This is a genomic window from Fibrella arboris (assembly GCF_041321095.1).
GTDB lineage: Bacteria > Bacteroidota > Bacteroidia > Cytophagales > Spirosomataceae > Fibrella > Fibrella arboris.
Genome location: NZ_JBGGWE010000001.1, coordinates 107,687 through 134,563, shown reverse-complemented (window position 1 = coordinate 134,563; position 26,877 = coordinate 107,687). Strand labels below are relative to the sequence as shown.

The window sequence follows — 26,877 nt, the reverse complement described above, 5'->3', positions numbered from 1 at the left end:
AGGAGAAGGGTCATTAAGCTGCGCCGTCATTAAGTGGTCATTTGTTGTCAATGCAAATAACGACGGCGCAGCTAGTGACTACTTAATGACAGCGAAGCGTAATGACTAAATTTTAACTCGTTTAAACGCATCAACGTAGCTTTTTGCGCTGGCGTTCAGCACCTGAACACCGAGCGAAGCAGCGTAGTCGCGCAGGATCTCGTAACTGTAAAACGCTTTCGACAGCGAGGCAAATTGCGCCGACATCCGCGACGTTTCTTTCTTCACGACGTCGTAAACGGGAATGTGGGTGGCCTCACCCGGTTTATCGTAGAAATGTTCCTGTTTAATGAGCAGTTCATTGGTATCGGATACGCGGATTTCTTCGTGCCATGAATGATCGGCGCCGAACAGATAGACCTCTTTGAAACGTCGCGTAATGGCCAGGTACAGCGAGGCCGCCAGGATATTCTGCGACTGCGGCATGCCCCAGCCTTTCTGAAAAATAAAGTGCCGAAACCAGGCGTATCCACGTACCACGGTGTAATTGTAGAACACAACGCGCACCGTTGGGTGCCTGCCGTGCAGTTGATTCACCAGATAACTCCCCCGCGCCGACTGCGGCACAAACAGGTTCATGGGCCAAATGGTGAGGTTGATCATACAGCGAATCGTCTTCTCTACGTCTTTCCGGCCATTATTTTGCTCGCTGTAGAGAAAAAAGGCCGGGTCGAGCAGGGCATAATTCATGGGTTGTAGCTGCGCATATTCAGGCGACGACGCGAAGTTGTTCACGCAGATCGTCTCGGTTTGTCGAATAAACGTAAGGTCAGTATCAAGCGATTGACGAAGCGACGGGCCATTGCCCAGAATGGAACAGACAGGGCGCTGCGGCGGGAGAATATCAACCGAAAAGCGGGATTTAATAAGCACTTTCAGCAGCGACAACACGGTATCGACAAAGCGGCCAAGCTGATGAGAAGCGGAGTTAACGATGGTTTCGAGCATAAAAGCACCCGCCAATGGGCCTGCAAAAATACCATAATGGCTGGAATACCCGTTCGTTGCTTTTTACATGGTTACCAGCCCCCTCCTGAAAGGCCGGAAGAGCGAGTAGCGTACTGGCAACGTTCCCGGCAACGTTTGCATAAATAAAATCAGATATTTTCTTGGTTCTGTCTAAAAACTGACAAAAATTAACCTACCACTCAACCCGCTGGTTTGGTGCAATTCTACTTTCTTATCATTGCTCGAATGTATCTATTCTACTAGCTATGTTACAAAGACAAGCCATCGAACCACGTCATCGCCGCCAGTCGTATGATTTCATCGATGTATATCCAGGTACATCTATACCGATCTATCAGCTTCAGTTCAACCCGAAAGACAAGACGCCCAAGTACAAGCAGATTGTGCAGTCGATCATTACGGATATTGGTCGGGGGGTGCTGCGGAAAGGCGAACAGTTGCCGTCAATCAGTGAGTTGAGCATCGAATATTACCTGGCCCGCGATACCGTCGAGAAAGCCTACCGCGAGCTTCGGGAGCGGGGCTATATCACGTCGGTGCAGGGGAAAGGCTATTATGTGCAGGCCAACGACGCCCAGAAACTGAAAATTCTGCTGGTCTTCAATAAGCTTAGTTCATACAAGAAAATCATTTATTACGCCTTTCTGAAAGCCCTTGGCGACCGGGCCAACGTTGACCTTCAGATTCACCATTATAGTGCCCAGCATTTTCAGGAGATCATTGAGGAGAACCTCGGCAAATACAACTATTATGTGATAATGCCCCATTTCACGCAGGATCTCGACAAAGCCAATTACATGAAGGTGCTTGAATCGATCCCGTCGAACCAACTGGTGCTGCTCGACAAGGACGTACCTGAACTGCCGGGTACTATCCTGAGCGTTCATCAGAATTTTGATAAAGACATCCGGGAGGCACTGGAAACGGCGCAGGATCTGCTGACAAAGTACGACCGGATGGTGCTGGTGCTGCCCAGCGATGGAAATTACCCGGTCGAGATTGCCCGCGGTTTCCGGTCGTTCTGCATCAATGCCGATAAAGAGTTTGCCATCAAGGAGAACGCCCTGAATGAGCACCTCCAGGCCGGTACAGCCTATGTGGTGGTTGAAGAAATGGACCTGTCGGAACTGGTCAAGAAAGTGCGGCAAACGAATTTTCAGCTGGGCCGCGAAATCGGCATGATCTCGTTCAACGACACGACGCTCAAAGAGTTGCTGGACATCACCGTGGTAAGTACCAACTTTGAAGCGATGGGCTACACCACTGCCTCGCTGCTGCTCGACAATAAACACATAAAGGTGAAGAATCCATTTTATATGATACGCCGCGGATCATTATAAAGTACTGAGTATTTTCCTTTTGATTTTTAAGTAAGCTTCAATTCTCATAAACGTGAGAAGCCCATTAGGTCTCTGATGGGCTTCTTTTTGTGTATCCTGAAGCTCCAGCTTTGGGAGAGAACCACTGTATACGCCCGAAGCTGGAGCTTCAGGATACCTCCACATGATGCGTTTTCTTTCCTCACTCATCTTTTTGCTGGCAACCGCCAGCCTCGCCATTGCACAAACGGGTTCATCGCCTAAAATCGACCGCAAGGCGCTGGTTGGCCGTCATGCTGTGATCAACACCCGGTTTGATACGTTAGGGTCCGTGTCGGTCGGGAATGGCGAGTTTGCCTTCACGGTCGATGCCACGGGCCTGCAAACGTTTCCCGACTATTACAAAGACGCCGTGCCGCTGGGTACGCAATCGCAATGGGGCTGGCATGCCGTGCCCAATCCCGGCGATTATAAGCTGAGCGAAGTGTACAACCCGATTGATCAGCACGGTCGGAAAGTACCGTACACGTTCTCAATCAAAGGAGCGGGGCGGCAGGAAGCCGTCTCGAATTACTTCCGCGAAAATCCGCACCGGCTGCATTTGGGGATGATCGGCTTTGACCTGAAAAAAGCGGATGGAACAGCTGTTCAGATGGCCGACCTGCGGAACATCCGGCAGACGCTGGATATGTGGAAAGGCGAAATCAGAAGCCATTTCGAGGTTGGTAACCAGCCCGTCGATGTGGTGACGATCTGCCATCCCGCGCAGGATATGGTGGCCGTTCAGGTACGTTCCCCGCTGGTGTCGGCCGGTCAGTTGCAGGTGACGGTGCGTTTCCCCTATGGCGCTACGGATTGGGAAGGAATTCCTGACTTTAGCAAACCTACCCGCCACACCACCCGACTGCGGCCAGTAAATGCCAATGCCGTTATGCTGGAACGCCAGCTCGACACCACGCGCTACACCACCGCCCTCGCCTGGGCGGGTAAAGCGACGGTTCGTGAAGTGAAGGCCCACGAGTTTGCCTTGATCCCTGATAAATCGGCCGCGACGCTGGATTTCACGTGCCGGTTTACCGCCGGCGCATCACCAGCAAAAACAGCCCAACCTACTTTTGCCGCTACGCTGCAGACCAATCAAATCCACTGGCAATCGTTCTGGACAACAGGCGGGGCCGTCGATCTGTCGGGCAGTACCGACCCACGGGCGAAGGAACTGGAGCGGCGGATCGTGCTGTCGCAGTACCTGACCAAAATACAGTGTTCGGGTTCTATTCCGCCGCAGGAAACGGGCCTCACCTACAACAGTTGGTACGGCAAGCCACACCTGGAGATGCACTGGTGGCACGCGGCCCATTTTCCCCTCTGGAACCGGCCCGCACTGCTCGAGAGAAGCCTGGGCTGGTACAACGTAGCCCGGCCCGGCGCGGCTGATCTGGCGCAACGGCAAGGGTTCAAGGGCGTTCGGTGGCAGAAAATGGTCGACGAGGCTGGCCACGAAAGCCCTTCGCCGATTGGCCCGTTTCTGATCTGGCAGCAGCCGCATTTCATCTATTTTGCTGAACTGGCTTATCGGAATCACCACGACCGGAAAACGCTGAACACCTACAAGGACCTGGTCTTCGCCACGGCCGATTTCATGGCCTCCTACGCCTGGCTCGACCCGCAGAAGGGTAACTACATTTTGGGCAAAGGCATGATTCCGGCGCAGGAGCGTTTCAAATACGCCAGCACCTACAACCCGCCCTTCGAGCTGGCCTACTGGTGGTGGGGCCTCACTACCGCGCAGCAGTGGCGCGAACGGCTGGGTATGCCCCGCAACCCGGCATGGGACAAGGTACTGGCCGGGCTGTCGCCCTTTCCCACGCAGGATGGCCTTTATCTAGCCGCCGAAAGTGCGCCCGATTCGTACACCAATCCCGAATTCATGACCGACCACCCGGCGGTGCTGGGCGCGTATGGTTATATGCCCAAAACGCCCTCGCTCGACGTACCCACGATGGCCCGCACGTTCGACAAGATCATGACCGTCTGGAACTGGGAAAGCACCTGGGGCTGGGATTACCCGCTCGTAGCCATGACCGCCGCCCGCCTGGGCAAACCCGACAAAGCCATCGATGCCCTGCTGATGCCGGTAACGAAAAACACCTTCCTGCACAACGGCCATAACTACCAGCGGGATAACCTCCGCATATACCTCCCCGGCAACGGTGGCCTGCTTACGGCCATAGCCATGATGTGCGCCGGTTGGGATAATGGCCCAGGTACGTTGTCGCCCGGCTTCCCGAAAAATGGCAAGTGGATAGTGCGCTGGGAAAATCTGGCAAAAATGCCGTAGGGATTATGGGAACACGGATTACGCTGATCAAACGGATTCCAGGTTGAAGCGGAGCTAATCGGTTTAAAGCCAAGAATCCGTATAAATCCGTTTGATCAGCATAATCTGTGTACGATAGCAGGGTGCATGGCCTAACGATGTAGTAACAGTTCATGGCTGTCTTTCTGGTACTTATAGCTATGGCTAGCGCCTTATAGAAACTAGACTGCAATAAATTAACGTGAAGTATGGAAGAGACTTGGACAGTATAGCTGACGCCTAGTCGGAGGGCTACGCGTCAGCAATTTCACTAACTACCAGATAGTTAACGCTAATTTTATCTATAAATCACGTTAAATTATAGACGGTTTCTTTGATAGGAGTGAAGTATGTTGTCTATTTGCAACATAGTTGCATAAAAGAATAACACATGCTTCAAGATGGACAGTGAACACGCCTACGACGTACTTATTATTGGTGGAAGCAATGCCGGACTGAGCGCCGCCATGCTACTTGGCCGCTCGCTTCGCCGGGTGCTGGTGATCGACGCGGGGAAGCCGTGTAACCGACAAACGCCCCACTCGCATGGTTTTCTAACCCGCGATGGCGAAACGCCAAGTACCCTTTCTGCTATTGCCCGCGAGCAGGTGGAAAACTACCCAACCGTTCAATTTCTGGCTGATACAGTCGTTTCGGCCGCACAGTTGCCTGGCGGGTTTGCTGTTGCAACAGCTGGCGGTGCTTCCTTTTCAGCCCGAAAGCTGTTGTTGGCAACGGGGGTAGCCGACATCATGCCCGACCTGCCGGGCTTTGCCGATTGCTGGGGTATATCGGTGTTGCACTGCCCGTATTGCCACGGTTACGAAGTACACAGCCAGCCGCTGGGTGTATTGGCCAATGGCGAGCCGGGCTACGAAATGGCTACACTTATTCAGCACTGGAGCCGTCAATTGACGCTCTATACCAATGGCCCTTCCACGCTGACCAGCGCCCAACGGCAAACACTGGAACAACTCTCTATTTCCATCGTGGAGATGCCCATTGCGGCTCTTGAACACGATGCGGGCCAGCTAACGGCACTGCGCTTCACCAACGGAACGCGGGCACATCCGACAGCCATTTTCTCCCGTGTCCCTTTCCATCATCATTCCGACATCGCCGGTCAGCTGGGTTGCATTATGACCCAAAACAACTTGATTCAGGCGTCTGAATTTGGCGAAACCAACGTACCCGGCGTCTTTGCGGCCGGTGATGTTACGTCCCCCTTCCGACAAGTGGCGATTGCCATCGCGAATGGGTCTAAAGCCGCCGCCTGGATCAACCGGGAGTTGCTTACCGAAGACCTCAGGCAACGTGTTAATCTGGCTGTAGTTAAGGGCTAGACGCTGAAATGCACGACTAGCGAAACAAGATGGATAAGAAAAAACGAGGTACGTTGCCCATATCTATAACGGCAACGTACCTCGTTTTTCGTAAAGCATTAAGCGTACCTACAAGCTCAAGCCGTCGCTGTTCTTCACCAGGATGGGTTTGCTGTCTTTGGCGGTGATGTTCAGGTTTTTTACCGTCCAGTTCCTGGCGTAATCGATCTGACCAGCGTTGTTGGTGGCGATGCTCACATCGGTAAGTGTGAAGTTTTCGAGCAGTGAATTGGTCAGGCCCGCCGCCATAATGCCGCGTTTGGCACCGGTTACTTTCAACCCGGAAATATGCACGTCTTTGATGTGCGGAATTCCCCGTTCGGCGGGTTCCACTTTAGCGAGCATGGCTTTCCAGTGGGCGGGTAAAGTGGCTTCGGTGTAACCAGCGGGCAAGGTCGAGTAGCTGTAGCTGGGGTTCCAGTTCAGGGTCACCTCCACCGGAACCCCCACGTCGTCCATCCTGATGTTTTCCAGGTAAATGTCAGACACAGTGCCACCCCGCGTCATGGCCGACTTGAGGCGGATACCCACGCCGGTGCCTTTGGCGGTCAGGTTGCGCGCCATGACGTGGTGGATACCACCCGATGTTTCGCTGCCAAACGTGATCAGCCCGCCACCCGCCCCAGACACGCAGTCTTGAATGAGTACATACTCGGTTGGCCGATTCACGCGCAGTCCATCCCAGTCGCGACCAGCTTTGAGGCAGAAGTTATCATCGTTGCAGTCGATGTCGCAGTGCTCTACGAGGATGTAGGTCGACGAGTCGATATCAATACCGTCGGTGCTGGGGCCATGTCCGCCGATGTTGTTCCGAATTACCAGCCCATCGGCCGTGACGTGGTCAGAATAGAGGATATGTACTGTCCAGAAACCCGCCTGCTGGAGCGTAATGCCTTTCAGCGTTACATCCGACGAGCCGGAAACGAGCAGCGTGCGGGGGCGTTTGGCATCGTAATCGACAATCCAGCGGAGGCCTTTCGCTTCGTAATCTTTCCGCAAGGCCCAGTAGCTGTCCCAAAACGGTTTACCCTGTGCGTTAACAATACCCTGACCGGTGATGGCTACGTTTTTTTGATCGATGATGTTGATCAACGCCGCTGGCCAGCGCATTTCGATTCCCGCTACCCGTGTATCGATCTCCGGATAATCGGCCAGCGACTGACTACCCAGTAGTTCAACGCCTTTGTCGAGGTGTAGCGTAACCCCTTTTTTCAGGAACAGTGAGCCGGTCAGATACCGCCCTGGTGTAAAGGTCACCACACCTCCGCCCTTCGCCGCACAGGCATCAATCGTTTGCTGAATGGCTTTCGTCGTTACTGTTTTGCCATCCCCAACCGCACCAAAGCTGGCCGTGGAGAACATGGTTTTCTTCGACGGTGCGGTGCGTGCGCCTACCTGCTTTACCCAGGCGGGTGGTGCTGCTCTTTCTGGAGCAGGAAGGAGGAGAGAAAGAAACAGGAGGAGGTGGATCATGTTGGAGAAATCAGCTGTGTGGTAACGTCGCGTTGCCGGGGATCGCAGCGGCGAACCGGCCTAGTCGAAGGGCCTAGCGTCAGCAACCGACAACGCGAAACAATCTGACTGATAAAAACTACACTTTAACCGCTTGCCGGGCCACCATTTTCCAGGCACCTTTCTCGTATACCCAAACCAGCAGTACAGCGATATGCGCCGTGGCAGGCACACCTTTATTGGCCGTAACGGCAGTTAAGACATGGCGAACCAGGGCAGTCTTATCAACGATCTGAATGGTCTGCTCGGTCAGGTCGATGGTCTTGAAATCGGAGTCATTGCTCACCAGCGCCTTAATAAACTCAGCTTTGTCTTCAACTTTGCCGCCTGAATGGCCGTAGGTCAGCTTATCGGAAACAAGTTCGTTCAGGTTTGCCTCGGTGGGGTCGATCATGGCCTTGCGCAGCTTTTCAACGGCATCGGCAACGCCTTTTTCATTTTTCTGAGCAAAGGCGGTTGTGTTAGAAAAAGTACAAACGGCCAGCGTAGCGGCGAAGAAGAGGAGGGTTTTCATTATTGGGGTTTGGTTTAAAAAGTGGTTAGTCGATTGGGTTAATGTTATTGTTTTGCGCTGTCGGGGATCGCAACGGCGAACCGGCCTAGTCGAAGGGCCTAGCTCGCGAAGCAATACACTACAGCGCAAGCAAAACGTTACTTCCCTACCAGCACATACGTCTTCCCCGCTACGGTTGCCAGATCATACACCGTAGCTCCGTTGGTGGCAGTTTCCGGCGTCTGGGTGCGGTATTGGCTGTCGGGTAAGGCGTAAAATGGGTTAGGGTTCGTACTGGTAGCAGACTTTAAACCGGCCGCAATCAACGTACCCGGTACTCGTAACCGGCAGTTACCGCCCAGGGCTGAGTGGACCACGACACGCGTCAGCTTGCCATTGGCCCAGGTCATGTCGAGTTCGTAGCCGCCGCGTGCTTTCAGGCCTTTCACCTCACCCGACGACCAGGCATCAGGACGGGCGGGCAGCAGGTTCAGTACACCATCGTGGCTTTGTAACAGCATCTCGCCGATGCCCGACGTGCCGCCGAAGTTACCATCGATCTGGAATGGCGGGTGGGCGCAGAGCAGGTTTGGGTACGTGCCGCCGCCTTTGTTGTAGTTGGTGCCTTCCATGCCGGTCAGCTTCAGCAGTTCGCGCAGGAGTTTATAGGCATGATTGCCGTCGTGCAGCCTGGCCCAGAAATTAATCTTCCACGATTTGCTCCAGCCTGTACCATCGTCGCCCCGAATCTCGAGCGTTTTGCGGGCGGCGTCGGCCAGGGCGGGTGTGGTTAGGGGCGACACTTCCCGGCCGGGGTGCAGGGCGTATAGATGGGATACATGCCGGTGTTGCGGGTCTTCGTCGGTCCAGTCTTTATACCATTCCTGGAGGTTGCCCTTCTTGCCAATTTGCAGCGGGAATAGCTTCTTCTTCGCCTCGAGCAGTTTCTGCCGGAAATCAGCGTCGACGTTCAACTGTTCCGACGCCTGAACAACGTTGCTGAACACATCCCAGATCAGGGCCATATCCATCGTAGTCGCCACCGAAACGGAATTTTTCTCGCCTTTTTCGGTGATGAACACGTTCTCGGGCGATGTCGACGGAGCCGTCACCAGATGCCCCTTCTGGTCGTCGACCAGCCAATCCAGGCAGAACTGGGCGGCGTCTTTCATGAGCGGGTAGGCGTAGCTTTTCAGGTACGTCCGGTCGCCCGTGTAGGCGTAATGATCCCATAGATGCTGACTTAACCAGGCACCGCCCATGGCCCAGTTGGCCCACGACGGACTGCCTTTCCCTTTATCGCCCACGGGATTCGACAGGCCCCAGATATCGGAGTTGTGGTGCACCGTCCAGCCACGCATGTTATAGAAATTCTTCGTCGTTTCGCGGCCGGTTGCGGCCATGTTACCGATCCAGTCGAGCAGGGGCGTGTGCAGTTCCGACAGGTTGGTCATCTCGGCGGGCCAATAATTCATTTCCGCGTTGATGTTGGTGGTGAAGTTGCTGCTCCACGGTGGCCGAACCATCGGATTCCAGATTCCCTGCAAATTGGCCGGGATACTGAACTTACCCGCCGTTTTAGGCCGCGATGATGAGATGAGCAGGTAACGTCCAAACGCAAAGTAGAGGCTTTCCAACGCCGGATCGGCGGCTCCGTCGGTGTAGCGTTTCAGGCGCTCATCCATCGGTAGATCCACCGGGGCGGCCTCCCCATTGAGCGTTAGGCTCATGCGGTTGGCCAGCTTCTGGTAGTCGGCAATATGATCGCGGCGAATCAGGGTGGCCGCTTTGGCCATCGCTTTGGTCAGGTACGTCTCCGCCAGTTTCTTCTCGTCGCGTCCGTCGCTGTCGGGGCATTTATCGAAACCGTTGAAACTGGTCGCGGCTGTCACGTACAAAACCGCTTCGGTGGCGTTCTGAACCCGAATCCCAGCCGTGTCGGTCGACGTTTGTCCATCAGTCGATTTTACTTTTACCCGCCAGTCGAAGCGCATACCCTTACAGCCCGTACTGTCGGTATAGATCACGGCCTGTTTGTTGTAATTGACATAGTTTGGATCGGAATGGGCCGGAGCTTTACCGCGCATAACCAGTTCATCCCGGCCCGGTACCGTTTTCGACATGGGGTGCGGACTGCGCGTAACGGCGGTAAAATTCAGGGCTCCTTTTTTGTTCGCCGTAAGCCGGATAACGATCACCTGATCGGGTGCCGAGACGAAGATTTCGCGGGTATAGGCCACACCATCGACGGTGAAGCGGGTGGTGGCGGTGGCATTCGTGATGTTCAGGTCCCGGTAGTAGTTGGTGGCGGTGCCGGTCAGGGTCTGTTTCAGCAACAGATCACCCAGTGGCTGGTAAGCGTCGGAGTAGAGCCCCTGAATCTTCTGCGTCAGTTTAGCAGCCTGGGCGTAATCTTCGCGGAACAGGGCTTCACGTACTTCGGGCAGGTACTTGGCCACACCCGGATTGGGGTTTCGGTTTACCGGCCCACCCGACCAGAGCGTTTCTTCATTGAGTTGCAACAGGTCTTCGGTCACCTTCCCAAACACCATCACCCCCAGTCGACCATTACCAACAGGCAGGGCCTCGTTCCAGTTTCGGGCGGGTTGTTTGTACCAGAGTATCTGCGTTTTTTGGCCAAACGAGGCAAACGATAGAAGCAGGAAAAGAGTAAGAAAAGGTAGTCGTATCATCCGTTAAAGAGAAAGCAAGTTTGTGAACGTAAAGGGCCGCGTAACACCGCGTTTACTTAGATCGGCTCGATTTGTTGTCGCGTTGTAGTTGCTTCTCGCTATAGGTTGCTTTCGCTGGGCCCTGCGCCTGGGTGTCAGCCATACACAATAAGGCGAAGCCGCACCATTACTTCAGTTTCGTTACAATGGCTGGCTGTGGCGGCATGGCCATATCGGTTCCCAGATAGAAGCTGGGGTGTGGCGGCTGGTTGTAGGCTGAATTCTGATGCGCTACGGCCACGCGGTACTGCGCGTCGTGCATGAGCGTAAACAGTCGGGTGCCGGTAAGGTTGGTGGTCGTGAACAACAGCAGTGCAGTGCTAGTACTGTTTCGGTAAACGATCTCTTCGCGCCAGTCGCCCAGTAAATCGGCGGTCACGCCGGGGTTAGCTTTTGTGCTATTGTTCGACACGCCGTCTGCCACATCGAAAGCAGAGAAAAGCCGGTTATTGGTATTTGTTGCCGGGTCCCATTTGCTGACGCGCGGCCCGTCGAGCAACTCGCGCGACAGGTCACCATCCCACCAGATGGCGAAGTTGACCGGTGGCTTTGCGACACCAATTTGCTGGCCTTTGCAATCATAAAGACCGCCGGTAGCGCCCCAGCATTCGTAGCCTTTGTGCGTCGGATCAATGTCGGCGGCGAGGCTCCGGCCAATATCGCCAGTACCCGGTACGCCCCAGAGTGGCTGCCCTGTTCTGGCATCACGAAACTCAAGGCCATAGTCTCCATACGAACGCGGCGACTCATGGCATTGCCAGATTTCCTGACCGGGCCGGTCGGGGTCCATGTCGCTCATATGCAATGCATCGCCGTGACCCAGTCCGTTGGCATATAGGCCCCTACCGTCATCATCGATCACGCTGGCCCCGTTGATGATTTCGTCTTTTCCGTCGTCATCCACATCGCCGGTCGTTAGCTGGTGATTGCCCTGACTACGATAGGCCCGGTTTTCGGGCGACGAGTCGCTGTCGAATACCCAGCGTTGGGTTAACCTGCCGTTGCGCCAGTCCCACGCCACGCGAACCAGCCGGGTGTAATACCCACGCCCCATAACCAGGCTGGGCCGTTGGCCGTCGAGATACGCCACCGTTGCGATAAAACGATCGATGCGGTTGCCGCTGGCATCGCCCCAGGTGGCGCGCATCTGGTCGTCGGTTGGGTTATTGCCGCCTTCGGGGTCGCGCCGGGGCAGGTACGTTACGCTGGCCATAGCCGCCCCCGTTTGTCCGTTGAACAGGGTCAGGAATTCAGGCCCTTTCAGAATGAAGCCTTTCTCGTTGCGGTGGTCGGCAGTAGCATCGCCAATGACCTGGCCTTTTCCGTCAACGGTACCATCAGCAGTTCGGCAGGCAATTTCTGCCTTGCCATCGCTATCCAGATCGTAGACCATAAACTGCGTGTAGTGCGCCCCCGCCCGGATGTTCCGCCCCAGGTCGATGCGCCACAGTCGGGTTCCGTTCAGTTTGTAGCCATCCAGAAATACGTTGCCGGTGATGCCCGCCTGCGAATTGTCTTTGGCGTTCGACGGGTCCCACTTCACCACAATTTCATAATCGCCGTTACCGTCCAGATCACCTACGCTGCAATCATTGGCAGCGTAGCTGTAGGCCTGTCCGGTAGTTGTTGTGCCACTGGCCGGTGCCTGAATCGGGATCGTGAGGTAGTTTTTCGTCCATACCTGCGCCCCTTCTGAGGGTGTCTGCTCTTTCCCATTGATCACAGGCCGAACCGTATACGTAGCTGACGAACTGGTCTTGTCGATCAGGTTCGTGGCAGCCGTAATGGGCGACGCATTGATCTTCGTTTTTCCCCGATACACATTGAACGCCGTGTTGGCCGGATCTGTCCCGAAGAGCCGCCAGCCTACATAAACTTCATCGGCACTCGTCCGAACGGCCACCACGCCCCGGTTCAGGCGCTCCATCTGGCGTTGGGCAACCGTGATGGCGGGAAGAAAGCCAATGAACAGCAGAAAAGTTAGTTTTCGTAGCATGGGGGCTGGGGAGTTAGGGGTTTTTACTACCGTTGTCGCTTGCCTGTGGCGAGTGACCATTATCAGCAGGGCCTATGGCCCGGACATAGCTAGTGAAACCAAACGGCGGCTAACATCGGTAATGATTACCCAACGGGCCAGAGGCCCTACAGATAGTCGTCACTCGCCACAGGCAAGCGATAACGGCAGTAAACCTGTAAGGTCTCAAAAAGGCCTTATAGGTTTGATTCACCAATCAATACTTTAACTGCGCTTTCGTTTTTAGCTCATCCGGTGCGTCGGCCGTATACGCTTTGAACGTATCCTGCGAGGGCGTCGTGAACAGGGCTTTCACCACCGATAGCTCGACGGATTCTTTCGGATTGAATTTGTCCGATTGCATATACTGTGTCAGGCTGTGAAGTAGTTGCCGCGCCACCGGCCGATTGGCGGGGTCGCTCGTCAGGTCGGCGCTGCACAGCATGAGCTTACCGGTGCCAACGCGTGTTTCGAGAATCAGCCCCAGTCGACGGTTCAAAAACCAGGTATCGATCGGCTGTACCAGCGGACGGAACGAGAGCGGGAAATCTTCGAGGTTCATTACCTGCGCCTTGTTCACAATTTCCCACCATTGCAGGTTACTGTGATACTCGGTCGGGAAATCGGCGAAGGCGGGATGGCTGGGGTCGACCAGGAAGCCCAGCGTGTGGGGCGGACGCATCTTGAACCACGACGTGTTCCAGAAGACCGGGGCCAGTTGCTGCACCACTTCTTTGCCTTTTTCGATCTTACCCGCCGCCTGCAGAAAGACCTTTCCACCATTTTTCAACGTTTCCTCGGCTTTTGCATCCAGTTCCGTACAGAAATAAATAGCGTCGGTTTTAGCCTCGGCCACGGTAGTCGGGTACACCCAGATGTCCCAATCGTTGGTGATCGACGTACCCACGATGGAGACGGTGAGTGTCAGCTTCTCTGCTTTAGTGAAGCGGCCTAACGGCACCGAAATGGTGCCGATCGCGTTGTTGCTGCCAATTGGAATGGTCGCCAGTTCAATGTCCCCACTGGCCGGCATGATCTTTTTCTCTGCGTTGGTAATCGTCCAGTTGATGGTTACGTCAGTCAGGGCGGCCTTTCCGAAATGGCACACTTCCAGATCCGCCTGTAGGGTTTCGTTGGCTTTGTAAACGAACTTGGGCAGACGGGCCAGTAGCACGGTCGGGGCGCAGAAGCGGGTAAATTCGGGGGCAGTCAGGTAGCCTTTTTCGTCCCAGAACGGGTCGAGCAGGCCAACCAGCGCGGTGCCCTGCCCCGAGTAATCGTTCAATGACAGCATCTGGAAGCCAGCCGAGCCCGGCGTACGGAGGGCCATTTCCAGTTCGGTCTTGTAGCTCAGGACCTGCAATTTGCCCGTCGCCAGCAGGAAATCATCGCCCAGATCGGCCATACCGCGATCGGCGAGGTCTTCCTGAAACAGTTCAAAGTTCTTCGCCTTATACACGCCCGTGTACTTCTTGATCTCGTTGAAGTTCGGGAATACGCACCACTGGCCCAGTTCGTGCGTTACGTACGGCACCCTGAAATCGGCGATCTTACTCCGGTAATCACCCTTGCTTTCGGGAAGCTGATTCCAGGGCAAGCCCCGCGGCCCCGACTTGATCATGTATTCATTTTCGGGCACCAGCGGCCAGCTCATCGCTACCGACGCTCCCGTGTATTTTCGACGCGGATCTTTCGCTTTCCAGTAGTTGATGAATTTGGCCAGATACTGCGCCTGCTTGCCGCCCCGGGGCTCGTTGCCGTAGGCCAGCAGGCAGTATGACGCGTAGTTGCCATACGCCTTACCCATTCGGTTTGTTTCGTCGTAAATGAACTGGTCGATGGGGTGCCCATCGCCGAGAGACGACCCGTGGTTGGCCCAGCTTGGCCCTTCGGGCTGCAGGTAGAAGCCAACCAGATCGGCTGCCTCAAACGCTGCCTCGGGCGGACAATATGAGTGGAACCGCATGTGATTCAGCCCGTATCTCCTGGCGATCCTGTAGACACGTACCCAGGCCGCTACGTCCATTGGTGCGTAGCCCGTCAGCGGAAACTGGCAGTTTTCCACCGTTCCGCGCAAAAACGTTGGGCGACCGTTCACCGTGAACCGGGTGCCACTAATACCGAACTCGCGCATGCCGAACGACACCTGCCTGTTACTCTGTAGGCCACTGGCCGTTTTGATCGTGGCTGTCAGCCGGTACAGGGCCGGGTCGAACTCATCCCAGGTCAATACTTTATCGCCCATTGGTAAGTCGATCTCCACTACTTTCTCGGCTCCATCCAGGGTTACGGGCACGGTCAGCGGCTTCACCGACTGCTTCACGGGCGTGTTGAAACTAACGGCCGCGAGCGTGATCGTCCCCGATAGGGGTTGTTTTTGTAAGCGGTGAACGGTCAGTTTCACCCGCGCCCGCTTGTTGGCCAGATCGGGATATACCTGCACGTCGTCGAACCAGACGGGGGCTTCGGCGCGGAGTTCGAGCTTGCCGACAATGCCGTTCCAGTTACCCTGCGTATGGTCAGTCAGGCTGTGTGAATCTTTGCCGACGTTGATTTCCTTGATGCGGTTATCAATGCGGATGGTAATGGTGTGTTTGCCGGGCGTCAGGGTGCTGCTGAGGTCATATTCATGCGCCACGACCATGCTGTTTTGCAGGCCGATTTCTTTGTCATCTACCCAGACGCGAGTCTCGGTATGCGCCCGTTCCAGCACCAGCGTAACGTGTTGTCCCGCCCAGGTGGGCGGTATGGTCACGTCTTTCTGGTACCAGGCTGCCCCAACGTAGTACTTCGCGGGTGTTAGCCAGAACGGAAATTTAAGGTTATCCGGCCGGCGGTACCGGGCCATGCGCGGGTTGAAGTACCACGAACTATCGTAGATGCTGCCCGTCCACTGCGTGTTCAGTGTCACCTTGTCGCCCTTGTCGTTCTCGAGCATCGAGCCCGGCAGCTTAATGGTTTCCGGCAGCGTGGTACCAAACCATTTCTCGGCCACACCTACATCGGTCGGGTCGGTGCGGAACCGCCATTGCCCTTTGAGGGCGATAGGGGTTGGAGCAGCTATACTGCTGAATGATAGCAGAATGAAGCTGATCAGCAAAAGCGTTCGTAACGAGTTGAGCATTGGGAGAGGTGTAAAAAGAAACGGCAAGTGTTGGTATAGCCCGTTGTCACTCGCCACAGGCAAGCGACAACGGGGCATGGTAGCACGATACCAACGCGAAGCCACACCGCACGCGAAAGCAACCTATCGCGCAAAAGCAATAAACATGGGTCAGCAACGTACCTAGCCCTTTACTGCCAGCGGCTTCAGTCCGGTTAAATCAGCGATGTTGACCGGCTGTCCGGAATCGACGCTTTTGCGGGCGGCAATGCCAACCAGAATCGCCATGGCCCCGTCACGGCTACCCGCCGACTGGCGGAAGGTATCGGCCGCCTGCGGATTCCGGAAAATCTTGTCGCGTAGACGGGCATCGCCACCGCCGTGGCCGTCGGCCTGTGGTACGCGGATGGTCTCGATTTTGCCGAAGTTGTGCGAGATCATGATCTCGTCGTATGGTTCCAGTGTCATGGCCCCCGTCTCTTTAATCCAGGCTTCAACGCGGCCTTTGGTACCGTTGAACGCGATGCGGTAGCCTTCGTAAGGCGAATAGGTGGTGAGCGAATAAGCCACATTCACGCCGTTGGCGTAGTGAATCGTGGCCGCCATCTTGTCGAAGATATTGATGTCTTCTTTATACACACAACCGTCGCGCAGGTAGCCGTCGAACTTCTCGTTATCGGCGTACAGGGCCATCAGACGCTTGTCTTTGGTCATGTCGTAATAGAACGAGCATTTGTCTTTAAACTGGCAGGGGCGGCAGTTCGTGGAACGGAAGGGTCCATTCTTGCCATAATTATCGAGCGACGCCTGAGCGTAAACCGTCTGTGGTTCTGATTCGAGCCACCAGTTCAGCAGGTCGAAATGGTGGCTGGCCTTGTGCACCCAAAGTGAGCCACTGTTTTCGCGCAGCCGGTGCCAGCGACGGAAATAATCGGCCCCGTGTTTTACATCCAGATACCAGTGAAAATCAACCGACGTCACCTTCCCAATCGTATCGGCGCGGAGGATTTCGTAGAGTTTCTGGCGATGCGGCGAATACCGGTAGTTGAACGTCACGGTTACTTTTTTGCCCGTTCGGCGCTCGGCTTCCAGAATGGCATTGCACTTGCTTTCGTCGGTCGTCATCGGCTTCTCGGTGATGATGTCCGCGCCCATTTCCATGCCTTTGATGATGAACTGATCGTGCGTAGCGTCGACCGTCGTGACAATGAGCAGGTCGGGTTTTGCCTCCTTCATCATCGTATCGAAATCGGTATAGAGCGGGCAGGTCACGTTCAGCATCTTCCGCGCCGTTTCGGCCCGGCCAGGGTTCTTGTCGCAAAGCCCCACGAACTCAACCACATCGCCAAACTCTTTCGCGACGGGTACACCCCACATGCTGGTGCCCCGGTGACCGGTTCCGACCATGGCTACCCGGCGTTTTACCGCCGATGTTGGGTCAATTGATGCGGCTATAGCGGCTACACTACTGGCCGACAGCAGGCCTGCCGTAGCTACGGCCGACTGTTGAATGAAATTTCTACGGCTGAGGTTTTCGGTCGACATATTCTTCTGTTTACGGGTTGCTGTTTACCGTTTGCTGTTACTCCGCTACTTAGCAGCGCAACAGAAAACGGTAAACAGCAACCCGTAAACTTTTTTCTTACAAATCTACTTTCCCCAACCGCCTAACCTTCCCGTACCTACCTGCCTGAGCGAGCTACTAATCAGCGTGGAAGATTGGCTCCAGCGGCCTGGCGACGGGTGAATTATCCGGGTTGGTGTCCATCAGATCGGCCATGTAGGCCCACCAGCGTTTCATGACGGGCAGGTCGGGCAGCGCATCGGCGGTGTGGCCTGGCAACCGTTTCTGCACGGCGAACAACGTACCTGAGGCAGGGTCTAAGTAAATTGAGTAATCCCGGATACCTGCTTCCGTCAGTGCTGCCGACAGCTCCGGCCAGATTTCGTCGTGGCGACGTTTGTATTCGGCCACAACGCCGGGTTTCAAGTGCATGGTGAAGGCTATTTCTTCCATAGTCGGTTTCTGGTACGTTTACTGCCCATAAACCTAAGCAATGACCGGCTATTAGTATGAGTCTGTCAGAAAATCAGCCATTTTTTTCGGCGGTACACATGGTGCAGGTCAGTCTCGAACAGCGTGTATGGGTCCTGGTAGAACTGCATGAAATCGGAGACGCTGGCCTGGCCGGGGTAGGGGGCGTAGAAGTGAGTCGGGCTGCGCGTATCATTGCGCCACACCAGCACATAAGCGAGCTTCATTTTCTCGGCTTTCAGAGCCCGCAGTAAAGTGCTTGTCCACCAGGTTGTATCGGGAATCGACTCCAAGCCGGTCTCGGTAAAGGCGGCGAGTTTACCGGCTTTCTGGGCGTAATCCGACACGATCTTGAGTTTGGCAATACCCGCGTCCACATTGTATTTGCCGTTCCGGCCGAAGTCGGCGTAGTTGTCAACGCCGACCATATCGACCCACTCATCGCCGGGGTAGCGCTCCAGGTATTGGGCTTCGGTGCGGAACAGGCAATCGGGCGAGAAGGTGTAGATGAAATTATGGACCTGCAGGCTGTCGCGCAGGTACGTTACCGTAAAGCGCCAGAGTGACGTGAAATCCTGCTGCGAGCAGTGCGGTTTGCCCCACCAGAACCAGCCGCCGTCGAACTCATGGTAAGGCCGGAACAGCATCGGCACGAGCTTGCCGTCGGCGCCTTTGGCCGTGTTGGCCAGATCGGCTACCGTTTTCAGAATGTCCTTGTATTGTTGATGATGAGACCCACCCGGAATGAGGTCGGGAACGGCCGGGGCTGATACCGAATCTTTCCAGTAAAACCCTGTTTTTGGCGTCACCGGATTCGAGAAATGCCAGGCCACGGTCGTCACGCCACCCCGATCATATGTAGCGGCGATGTCTTTCCGCAGCGACGCTTTTGTGCGCTCGATGGCCTCCGCCGACCGGCCCGATAACCCGCTGAAGTCAACCCCAATTACCGCTGGGTGCGACCCGCTGACCGATTTTACGTCAGAGCGATTGGCATCGCCCATCCAGCCGTGGCCATACTCGGTGGCGTGCTGATGGCCAAACATGATGTGCTTCCGCGACAGTTTGTTCAGATTATAATACAGGGCCTTTGTTTCCTTCGTCGCATTCGGGTCGATCAGTTTTGGTTTGGGTGCCGCCTGAGCGACTATGGCTACGAATAGGCTAACAAACAGGAAATAAGTGCGCATGGATCGATGAAGAGGAAGTTTTTAGTGACGTTTTGAGTTTGGATAGTGGGTATGGCTTTGCGTCAGCAATACTCACCAGCGCAAAGCCATACCCACTAAAAAGGCCTACCGCCCCGAAACCGACGAGGAATTGTCTTTCTTGAACAGAATCCAGTCGACGAGAAGCATGTTTTTGTCTTTGACCTCATCGTTGCGGAAGACCAGGTAAATGTCCTGCACTCCGCTGGTCGAGGCAATCGGTGCCGTGACGGTTTGCCAGCCCGGACCCTTTACGCCCGAGGGGGCATTGGCGGCCGATACGGTAGCCGTTCCTAACAACTTACCCGTTGGCGATTGGGTACGTATCTCAATGCGTCCGCCGCGTGCCGCAACGGTGGCGGCACTGATATCCAGCGCACCGATAGTGGTCAGGTCAATGCCTTTGAACGCGATAAACGAACCGTCCTTGATGTCGCCCACCCAGCTTTGATTGCTGCCGTCCTGGTGTTTCCGGTCAACACCCGTGCCCAGTTCATAGGCCTCGGCCTGTACGCGTGGGTTGCGCAGGATCATCAGTTTACGACCCGTTAGCGGGCCGGTAACGGGGTTGCCCTTATCCGTGTAGCTCGCCGAAATGACGTAGCTACCTGTTTCGTTGCCGCTCATGTGCTGCGTCAGTGGGTAGGTTCCCTGCAAGGGCAGGCTCTTTGGCGCCACGTCGGTCAGCGACAGAATATAGCGGACCATTTCACCAGTTTCGGCTTCGGTGTGCTGGGGGTGGGCCGACATTACGTTCTTGCCCCAGTTACCGTTACCACCCGTGATGATCTTCTTCGCCAGCATGTCTACCGCCGATTCGCCCGCCGGATGATACCGCTTCGACACCTCCATCAGCGCAGGCCCGATCGACTTGGCGCTCATGGCGTGGCAGGCTTTACAGTCGCTGTTGGTCAGCAGCTCCTTGCCGCGCAGGTTTTTCACCGAACCGTCGCCGTTCTGGTTCGATGTCAGCAGGGCCAGGTCTTTGCCTTCGGCGAGGTAATCCACCGCGAATTTTACCTGCTTCGGCGTGATGCCCTTGGCCAGCGTACCATCTTCTTTGTCTTTCACCGATACCGTGTAGGCCAGCGGCGTTTTGTCGAAATAGAAACTGCGGTTGCCCCGCAACGCCACATCGACCTGCGGCATTTCGTTGCCTACTTTGATGGTCAGTTCGGTGGTTGCTTTCTGCCCTTCGGCGTCGGTAACGGTCAGTTTCGGGTGATACACGCCGGGTTTAGCGTAGGTGAACGAGGGGGCCATCGCCGTCGATTTCTGGCCATTGCCCGACTCCCACAGGTACGTTAGCTTGTCGCCCCGGTCGTAGTCGAACGACTCTTTCGCCGACAACACGGCCGTTAACGGAGCCGCACCAACGGTTTTCGATACGTTCACTTTCGCCACCGGGCGGCGGTTGCCTTCCGTGTATTCAATGCGGATCAACTGCGAATCGGGGTTGCGGGCGAAGTAGTTCATGCCGTAAGCCAGCACATACATGGCTCCGTCTTTGCCGAACTTCATGTCGATGGGCTTCGACACGAACGAGGTAGGCAGGAACGATTCGATCTGTTTCAGGTCGCCGTTATCTGCGTAGGTCAGCACCTTGATCCAGTTGCGGGCCCATTCGTAGATGAATTGCTTATTGTTATAATAGGCTGGTAATTTCACCGCCGACTTGTAGTCATTCGCATCATAAAACGGACCCGCCATGGCTGAACGCGAACCGGTGCCCAACATCGGGAACTCCGTCGATTTGTCGTACGGATACCAGATCATGGCCTTCTGCGCGGGGGGCAGATTTTTGGTGCCCGTGTTGTTTGGTGACTCGTTGACGGGCTGGTCGGGGTTAAACAGTGGGCCGCTTTTGTTGGTAGCAAAGTCGAAATCAGCATAGGCTTTATTATCGCCCACGAAATACGGCCAGCCGAAGTTGCCCGGTTTCCGCGCCTGATTCCACTCGTCCTGGCTCTTCGGACCACGCTCACTGGCTACACCGCCATCGGGACCAACGTCGCCCCAGTACAGAAAACCGCGCTTGTCGACCCAGATACGATACGGGTTCCGGGCACCCATCACGTAAATTTCAGGCTTGCCCTGCGACCCGTCTTTGGGGAACAGGTTGCCATCGGGTATGGTATACGACCCGTCGTTTTCCACGTGGATACGCAGGATTTTGCCGCGCAGATCATTGGCATTGCCCGACGATTTCTGCGAGTCGAACGGCGCGCGACCCGGCCGTTCGTCGAGTGGCGAGAAGCCGTCTGACTCTTTGGAGCTGGTATTGTCGCCGGTCGAGAGGTAAAGGTTGCCGTCTGGGCCGAAGTAGACGTTACCCGCCGAGTGGCAGCAGGTTTCGCGCTGAACGGGCACCTGCATCACAATCTTTTCTGAACTCATGTTCAGGCTGTCGCCGGTGAAGACGAACCGCGACAGGTTCTGTACGGGCTTTGCGCCAACCGGCGAATAATAGAGGTAGACGTAGTGGTTCTGGTCGAATTTGGGGTCCAGTTCCATGCCCAGGAGGCCGTCTTCATAATTACCCGTAATGTGCACGGGCAGCTTGTTGATCGTCTTTGTCGCTTTGGCGGTCGGGTCATACAGTTTGATCATGCCCTTCCGCTCCACGAACAGTACCCGCCCGTCCGACAGCACTTCCATCTCGATCGGCTCATCCATGTACGACTCAAGAATGGTCGATGTGAAGCGGTTTTCTTCCGGCACGCGGTTCGAGTGGGCGACACGGTAGTTCAGCGCCGACCCTTCCTGAAGGAATTTGACGCCTTCCATCAGCGACTTGGCCAGACTTTCATCCGCAAAGCCATTGGCACCCGTAGCCATGTAGAATACGCGCCCCCCATCGAACGGTTTACCGATGGAGAACGGTGCCTGCGACGGCTGAATCTGGTTGGCCGCCAGCATATCCTGATACCAGGCCCACTGGTATTTCGTGAAACCGGGCGTGTTGATGAAGCCCAGTCCGCCACCCGCCTGCACAAACCGCTCCACGTCGGCCTGCTGGTTGGTGAAGAGCACATCCTGCGACGTATTCAGGAAGATCACGGCCCGGTAGTTGGTCAGCGAATCTTCGGTGATATAGTCGCCGTTCGTCGTCGTGTCTACGTCGATGCCTGCTTTCTCGGCGAGGGTCATCAACGTACCCGCCGCCGCTGCCGCCGCCTGCTGATTATCCGCGTTTTTCGAGAAGATCAGTACCTTATCGGTCTTCTTACTGGTCCAGCTGATCAGCAGCACAAGCAGCAACGCGCTGAAGGCGGATGTGATCAGGGGACGAAATGAGTCTTTAGGGGTAGTCATAAGTTGACAGGGAAATTGGTTGTATTAAGGTTGGCTACCCCACCCCCTGCCCCTCCCCTGAAAACAGGGGAGGGGAGTAGCATTACAGTAGCTTCGCTCGCGAGCAAAGCATTGTTCCCCTCCCCTGTTTTCAGGGGAGGGGCTAGGGGTGGGGTAAAAATTACTCAAACCTGGCGTTAGCCGTTACGCCGGGCCAGGTATCGGTTCGGAATGAGTTGGCGGGCAGGCCGTCTGAACTGAACAGATTGGCGTCATCGGGCGAATCAGACCAGGCGTACCGTACCGAAACAGGTTTAGGTACTTTTGGGTTTGAGACCACGACTTTATTGCCCTGGATGTTAGCCGTGGCATAGTGAAATACTTTATCCTCGCCGGCAATCTCGAAGCCTCTAACGTACCCGTATTTGTCTTTCGCCATCAGCCCGTCGCCCACGTGCCTGAACGTGACGGTGGCCTTGTTACCATCGAACATTACGCCCTCATACATGGGCGAGCTGTAGTTCACGTTCTGGCCGTAATCGAGTTTCAGGGCGTTCAGGGCCAGGCGATGGCCCACGTCCTGCTTGTTGGTGGGGTGAATATCTTTCGGGTTACCCACGTCGGTGATCACGGCCATCCCGGTTTTGGGCAGGCTCAGCGTCATGGTCTGTGCTTCGCGGAGTTCGGCCCAGCCGCTGCCCTGATTGCTGCTGTTGTTCGATCCGTATTCCGTTAGCTGGACGAAGTAGAACGACATATCCTGCCCGAACTTCTTCCGCCAGTCGGTGATCAGCAGCGGAAACGATTGCCGGTATTGGTACGACCGTCCCGCGTTGGTCTCGCCCTGATACCACAACACGCCGCGCATCGCCATTGGCTCCAGCGGGGCAATCATGGCGTTGTAGAGGCTGATGGCCACGTTGTTCATGAACCGTTTGTACTCGTGCTTTTCCGCGAAAGCAGGCATCAGTCGCCACTCGCCACCCAGGCTGATCCGCTGCAAGGGATCTTCCACATACAGGTCGGCGGCCGATCCTTTCAGCCCTACGCCGTACCAGTTTGGATTGACCATGTTGCCCAGCTTGATCACGATTTTGTTCTCCCCGGTTTTCCAGGTCCCGGCCGGAATGGTCAGCTTTCGCACGCCCTGAACGGTGCCTTCTGAAACCAGCTTTCCGTTGATGTAAACCTTGGTGGGGCTGTCGTTTTCGGCGAGCGCCAGGGTCGTCTGTTCGGTAGCCATTTCGTCGGGCAGCGTCACGATTTTGGCCATGTAGCCTTGGCCCATGAAGCCACGCATGTCTTTCCATTCCCACTGCCCAATGGCGTCTGATTTGCGCCAGCCAGGGAAATCGTAAGCGGGGTCGAGGTAGTTGGCTTCGTCGGCAGCGGTCAGGTTGGCGGGTACCTGTAAGTTCTTGCGAAGTTTCAGGTCGATGATGCTGTCGGCGGCGGGCCAGCTGGTGGGCAAATGCTGAATCGTGGGCCGTAGCTCGTCGTTGCTCATCATGCCCTCTCTGCTGATCCAGCCCTCTACCTGCGAGCCACCCCACGACGAATGCACCAGCCCGATCGGGATGTTCAGTTTCTGATACAGTTCACGGGCAAAGAAAAAGCCGACCGCCGTGAAGTCGCCTACCGTCTCGGCCGAGGCTAGTTGCCAGGCACCGGCCTTCAACTCCTGCTGCGGTGTCAGAGCCAGTTCATGGTCGACGCGGAGGTGGCGGATCTGCGGGAAGTTGGCGTTCTTTTTTTCCTTCGCGAAGTTATCCGACTGTTTCACCGTCCACTCCATGTTCGACTGACCGGAGCAGAGCCACACGTCGCCAATGAGCACGTCGCTGGCTGTCGCCGACCCCGATTTGGCCGTTGCTGCCAGTGTGTGCGGCCCACCCGCTTCGAGCGGCGTAAACCGAACCAGCCATTTACCAGACTCGTCGGCTTTGGCCTGCTGCTTTTGTCCGGCCATCGTCACGGTCACGGCTTCACGCGGTTTGGCCCAGCCCCAGACCGGAATCGGTTTTTGCCGTTGCAGTACTACATGGTCGGTAAACAACCGCGCCATACGTACCTGGCCAAAGGCGGTTCCGCTGAGAAAGAGAAGAAGAAAGGAGAGACGGGTTTTCATTTGGGGGAGGTTTTTTGCCTAAGCGTAACCATCCGGCTACCGTAGAGACCGCACCGGCGGACCGGTCTCTACACGTGCGTCAGCAACACGACACAATAAAGCTTACTTCTTCGCCGTACTACCGACCACCTTAGTCTGCAACGCTTCCAGCGCGGCGGCCAGATAGACGAGCGGCGCATTCCAGTTAATGGCAATTTCGTTGGAGGCATAGGAACAGTCATTGTCGAGATATACCTCATCGGCCACTGTTGTCGTATACCCCGTACACTTATCCTGTCGGGCGGCATTGGCGTTGGTGCCGCCAGAGAGCAGGCCCGGAACGGGTGCGTCGATTCCGTCGGCAACGGAGGGGCGGTGGTGCGGGTGCATGGGTGTCTTGCTGCCAAAGCCCGTCACAAACGAGTAGCCAACGGCGTTGCGGCCCAGCAGGTAATCCATATTAGCCAGGGCTGCGTTCAGGTACGTTCCGTCATTGGTGAGTCGGTACGCCTGAATGAGTGCGATGCCCTGATTCGCCGCTACGGCACTGCTGCCCCAGCTATAATCGCTGGCCGTTTTGCCCATCGGTGTCTGAAAAGCCTGCTTGTCCATATCCTGCCGAAACTGATCGGCGAGTTGAGTAAGGTGGCCTTTCAGCCTGGGCAGATCCTGCTTACCACGTGGCGTTTGCTGATCGCTCAGGCGGGCCAGCGAGTAATAGGCCAGGGTACGTACCTGCGGCCACGAAGGCAATGGCGTTTTATCGTCGGGAAACAGGTTGACAGCCGTGTAATAGGCATCGTCGTTGGTGGTCAGATAGAGTTCGGCGGCGGCCCAGATCCATTCGTCGTCGGCATTGCGGTCGCCGTAGGTGCCCGTCACCACGTCAGGGTCGAACTCCTTGTTCATCGCATCCTGATTGTACAGGGCGTTGGGGTTCTGTTTGGCCCAGCCCCAGGCCTTCACGGCAGCGGCTTTACACGAATCAGCCAGGCCGGTAAGCTCACGGTTATACGCCTTGAAAACCCGGGCCGATTGCGCCATCACCGCGGCAAAGTCGAGCGCGGCCGTTACGCTTTTCTGTACCACGTACCGATCGGTTGGCTTCACCTTGTCGGGCATCTCCATGCCATCGAATTTGGCGTTGGTCAGCTTGTGGTACACACCGCCGTCGGCCGGGTCCTGCATGGTCATCATCCAGCGCAGGTTCCAGAGCGACTCGTCGAGCAGATCAGGTAGCCTGTTTTTGCTTTCGGGGATGTTGGTCGTCAAGGTCTTGCAATAGTCGGGGAAGTCTTCGTAGAGCGACAGTAACGTACCCATCGAAATGCCCGAGTTCACGATGTATTTGTTGTAATCACCTGCATCGTACCACCCCCAGGGCGACGAGATCACCGTGCCCGCCGGCCGACTAGCCGATGCCGCCGATGGATGAATGAGCACCCGCGTATCGGGGTGGCCCGCCGGGCGATGCCATTGTCCGGCGAATTTTTCGGGTAGGTCGGTGGAGGCGCGTTGGTAATAGAAACCTTTGAGCGCACCAACGGCCACATCATGATGAACGGATGGACGAATAACAAAGGGGTAGGAGTGACCCAGGCCAGGTACGTTCACTACATACGTACCTGTGGTATGCAGGGCCGAAAAATCAGCCGTGCGGGCCATTTTGCCGGAAATGGCATTTTTGCGTGGCTCGCTCAACGTACCGGAGAACAGCACCTTCTTGCCGTCGGCGGTCGTCACCTGAAAAGGTTGGGCCGTAGGGCCACCCTGCTCATCGGCAATGATGGCTACCTTGGCCGCATTCGGGTAAAACCCAATCTGGTTAAGCCGAATGGCGGTGGATACGGCTGATTGTGCGTTGACTTGAAAAGCACTCAGGAGACAAGGGCCGAAAAGCCAAAAGGCAAGGTGCCGAGACATATTCATACGGGAACGTATTCGTTTTTGAGACCATGCCGAACAGTGCCTGTTACCAGGGCTCGGTTACCGTAGCGCGGTGAGGCTAACGAATCTGGATAAACGGAAGTTTGATATGATGTTGAAAGTGGCCGGATGAGTGGCTATACTCACCAGAACAAGTTGCCTTTGTTTTCTCTAAGAAGGCATACAGATATGTAATAAATAGAACTTTAGATAGCAAAAATAGGACACGCTCCGGCCTGCTTTTATACCGTAAACCCTATTTTGCCAAAATTGAGGGAAAACCCTAAGGCGTAGTTTTGCGAAACGAAGAGTTGCCGGGAGTAACGGGATTCGCAAGCCTACTTTGTCTGAATACACTTGTACGCTACCGTATTGCTTCATGAGTGGC

Annotated in this window: 15 protein-coding genes; 3 read left to right on the top strand and 12 right to left on the bottom strand. The window is 55.6% G+C overall.

All coding sequences use genetic code 11. The annotated features are described in order from the left end of the window. Window positions 1-105: 105 nt before the first annotated feature. Window positions 106-987, bottom strand: coding sequence for a hypothetical protein (locus ACAW75_RS00490; protein ID WP_370726694.1), 882 nt, complete (start codon window positions 985-987; stop codon window positions 106-108). Between the two features lie 266 nt (window positions 988-1,253). Here ACAW75_RS00490 and ACAW75_RS00485 point away from each other — a divergent pair, with 266 nt between their 5' ends. The 3 genes from ACAW75_RS00485 to ACAW75_RS00475 all read left to right on the top strand — a co-directional run bounded on the left by ACAW75_RS00485 (window position 1,254) and on the right by ACAW75_RS00475 (window position 6,026). Further along, the gene (locus ACAW75_RS00485) at window positions 1,254-2,348 is read left to right on the top strand and encodes a GntR family transcriptional regulator (protein WP_370726693.1); all 1,095 of its coding nucleotides are present in this window, start codon (window positions 1,254-1,256) and stop codon (window positions 2,346-2,348) included. A gap of 163 nt (window positions 2,349-2,511) precedes the next feature. Then, on the top strand, window positions 2,512-4,665 hold the full coding sequence (locus ACAW75_RS00480) for a hypothetical protein (RefSeq protein ID WP_370726692.1): 2,154 nt from the start codon (window positions 2,512-2,514) through the stop codon (window positions 4,663-4,665). A gap of 419 nt (window positions 4,666-5,084) precedes the next feature. Further along, on the top strand, window positions 5,085-6,026 hold the full coding sequence (locus ACAW75_RS00475) for an NAD(P)/FAD-dependent oxidoreductase (protein WP_370726691.1): 942 nt from the start codon (window positions 5,085-5,087) through the stop codon (window positions 6,024-6,026). Between the two features lie 108 nt (window positions 6,027-6,134). On the opposite strand, the gene ACAW75_RS00470 is transcribed toward ACAW75_RS00475, so the two are convergent. The 11 genes from ACAW75_RS00470 to ACAW75_RS00420 form a co-directional block, all read right to left on the bottom strand. Further along, window positions 6,135-7,538 carry a glycoside hydrolase family 28 protein gene (locus ACAW75_RS00470; RefSeq protein ID WP_370726690.1) on the bottom strand — a complete coding sequence of 468 codons (1,404 nt, stop codon included), beginning with the start codon at window positions 7,536-7,538 and terminating at the stop codon, window positions 6,135-6,137. 118 nt (window positions 7,539-7,656) lie between these two features. Continuing rightward, window positions 7,657-8,091: a nuclear transport factor 2 family protein gene (locus tag ACAW75_RS00465; protein WP_370726689.1), complete on the bottom strand. Its 435-nt coding sequence runs from the start codon at window positions 8,089-8,091 to the stop codon at window positions 7,657-7,659. Window positions 8,092-8,228: 137 nt separating this feature from the next. Next, window positions 8,229-10,763, bottom strand: coding sequence for a glycoside hydrolase family 95 protein (locus ACAW75_RS00460; protein WP_370726688.1), 2,535 nt, complete (start codon window positions 10,761-10,763; stop codon window positions 8,229-8,231). Window positions 10,764-10,929: 166 nt separating this feature from the next. Continuing rightward, window positions 10,930-12,798, bottom strand: a complete 1,869-nt coding sequence (locus tag ACAW75_RS00455) for a rhamnogalacturonan lyase (protein WP_370726687.1) — start codon at window positions 12,796-12,798, stop codon at window positions 10,930-10,932. A gap of 235 nt (window positions 12,799-13,033) precedes the next feature. Continuing rightward, window positions 13,034-15,940 (bottom strand): exo-beta-1,4-galactosidase, encoded by a 2,907-nt coding sequence (locus ACAW75_RS00450; RefSeq protein ID WP_370726686.1) that lies wholly within the window; start codon window positions 15,938-15,940, stop codon window positions 13,034-13,036. A gap of 162 nt (window positions 15,941-16,102) precedes the next feature. Further along, the gene (locus ACAW75_RS00445; protein ID WP_370726685.1) at window positions 16,103-17,464 is read right to left on the bottom strand and encodes a Gfo/Idh/MocA family protein; all 1,362 of its coding nucleotides are present in this window, start codon (window positions 17,462-17,464) and stop codon (window positions 16,103-16,105) included. A gap of 157 nt (window positions 17,465-17,621) precedes the next feature. Further along, window positions 17,622-17,936 (bottom strand): L-rhamnose mutarotase, encoded by a 315-nt coding sequence (rhaM, locus tag ACAW75_RS00440; RefSeq protein WP_370726684.1) that lies wholly within the window; start codon window positions 17,934-17,936, stop codon window positions 17,622-17,624. Window positions 17,937-18,001: 65 nt separating this feature from the next. Continuing rightward, complete coding sequence (locus tag ACAW75_RS00435) at window positions 18,002-19,144, bottom strand: glycoside hydrolase family 26 protein (RefSeq protein WP_370726683.1); 1,143 nt, start codon at window positions 19,142-19,144, stop codon at window positions 18,002-18,004. Between the two features lie 105 nt (window positions 19,145-19,249). Continuing rightward, a complete protein-coding gene (locus tag ACAW75_RS00430) occupies window positions 19,250-22,477 on the bottom strand; it encodes a PQQ-dependent sugar dehydrogenase (RefSeq protein WP_370726682.1) in 3,228 nt (1,075 codons plus the stop codon). A 160-nt stretch (window positions 22,478-22,637) separates the two neighbouring features. Next, a complete protein-coding gene (locus ACAW75_RS00425) occupies window positions 22,638-24,584 on the bottom strand; it encodes a sialate O-acetylesterase (protein WP_370726681.1) in 1,947 nt (648 codons plus the stop codon). A 102-nt stretch (window positions 24,585-24,686) separates the two neighbouring features. Next, window positions 24,687-26,486 carry a glycoside hydrolase family 9 protein gene (locus ACAW75_RS00420; protein WP_370726680.1) on the bottom strand — a complete coding sequence of 600 codons (1,800 nt, stop codon included), beginning with the start codon at window positions 26,484-26,486 and terminating at the stop codon, window positions 24,687-24,689. Between the last annotated feature and the right edge of the window lie 391 nt (window positions 26,487-26,877).

Excerpts from the sequence above, each read along its gene's own strand:
- ACAW75_RS00460 (WP_370726688.1), bottom strand. The coding sequence starts at position 10,763 with ATGATACGACTACCTTTTCTTACTCTTTTCCTGCTTCTATCGTTTGCC.
- ACAW75_RS00420 (WP_370726680.1), bottom strand. The coding sequence starts at position 26,486 with ATGTCTCGGCACCTTGCCTTTTGGCTTTTCGGCCCTTGTCTCCTGAGT.
- ACAW75_RS00480 (WP_370726692.1), top strand. The coding sequence starts at position 2,512 with ATGATGCGTTTTCTTTCCTCACTCATCTTTTTGCTGGCAACCGCCAGC.
- ACAW75_RS00475 (WP_370726691.1), top strand. The coding sequence starts at position 5,085 with ATGGACAGTGAACACGCCTACGACGTACTTATTATTGGTGGAAGCAAT.
- ACAW75_RS00485 (WP_370726693.1), top strand. The coding sequence starts at position 1,254 with ATGTTACAAAGACAAGCCATCGAACCACGTCATCGCCGCCAGTCGTAT.
- ACAW75_RS00435 (WP_370726683.1), bottom strand. The coding sequence starts at position 19,144 with ATGCGCACTTATTTCCTGTTTGTTAGCCTATTCGTAGCCATAGTCGCT.
- ACAW75_RS00425 (WP_370726681.1), bottom strand. The coding sequence starts at position 24,584 with ATGAAAACCCGTCTCTCCTTTCTTCTTCTCTTTCTCAGCGGAACCGCC.
- rhaM (WP_370726684.1), bottom strand. The coding sequence starts at position 17,936 with ATGGAAGAAATAGCCTTCACCATGCACTTGAAACCCGGCGTTGTGGCC.
- ACAW75_RS00445 (WP_370726685.1), bottom strand. The coding sequence starts at position 17,464 with ATGTCGACCGAAAACCTCAGCCGTAGAAATTTCATTCAACAGTCGGCC.
- ACAW75_RS00450 (WP_370726686.1), bottom strand. The coding sequence starts at position 15,940 with ATGCTCAACTCGTTACGAACGCTTTTGCTGATCAGCTTCATTCTGCTA.
- ACAW75_RS00470 (WP_370726690.1), bottom strand. The coding sequence starts at position 7,538 with ATGATCCACCTCCTCCTGTTTCTTTCTCTCCTCCTTCCTGCTCCAGAA.
- ACAW75_RS00490 (WP_370726694.1), bottom strand. The coding sequence starts at position 987 with ATGCTCGAAACCATCGTTAACTCCGCTTCTCATCAGCTTGGCCGCTTT.
- ACAW75_RS00455 (WP_370726687.1), bottom strand. The coding sequence starts at position 12,798 with ATGCTACGAAAACTAACTTTTCTGCTGTTCATTGGCTTTCTTCCCGCC.
- ACAW75_RS00465 (WP_370726689.1), bottom strand. The coding sequence starts at position 8,091 with ATGAAAACCCTCCTCTTCTTCGCCGCTACGCTGGCCGTTTGTACTTTT.
- ACAW75_RS00430 (WP_370726682.1), bottom strand. The coding sequence starts at position 22,477 with ATGACTACCCCTAAAGACTCATTTCGTCCCCTGATCACATCCGCCTTC.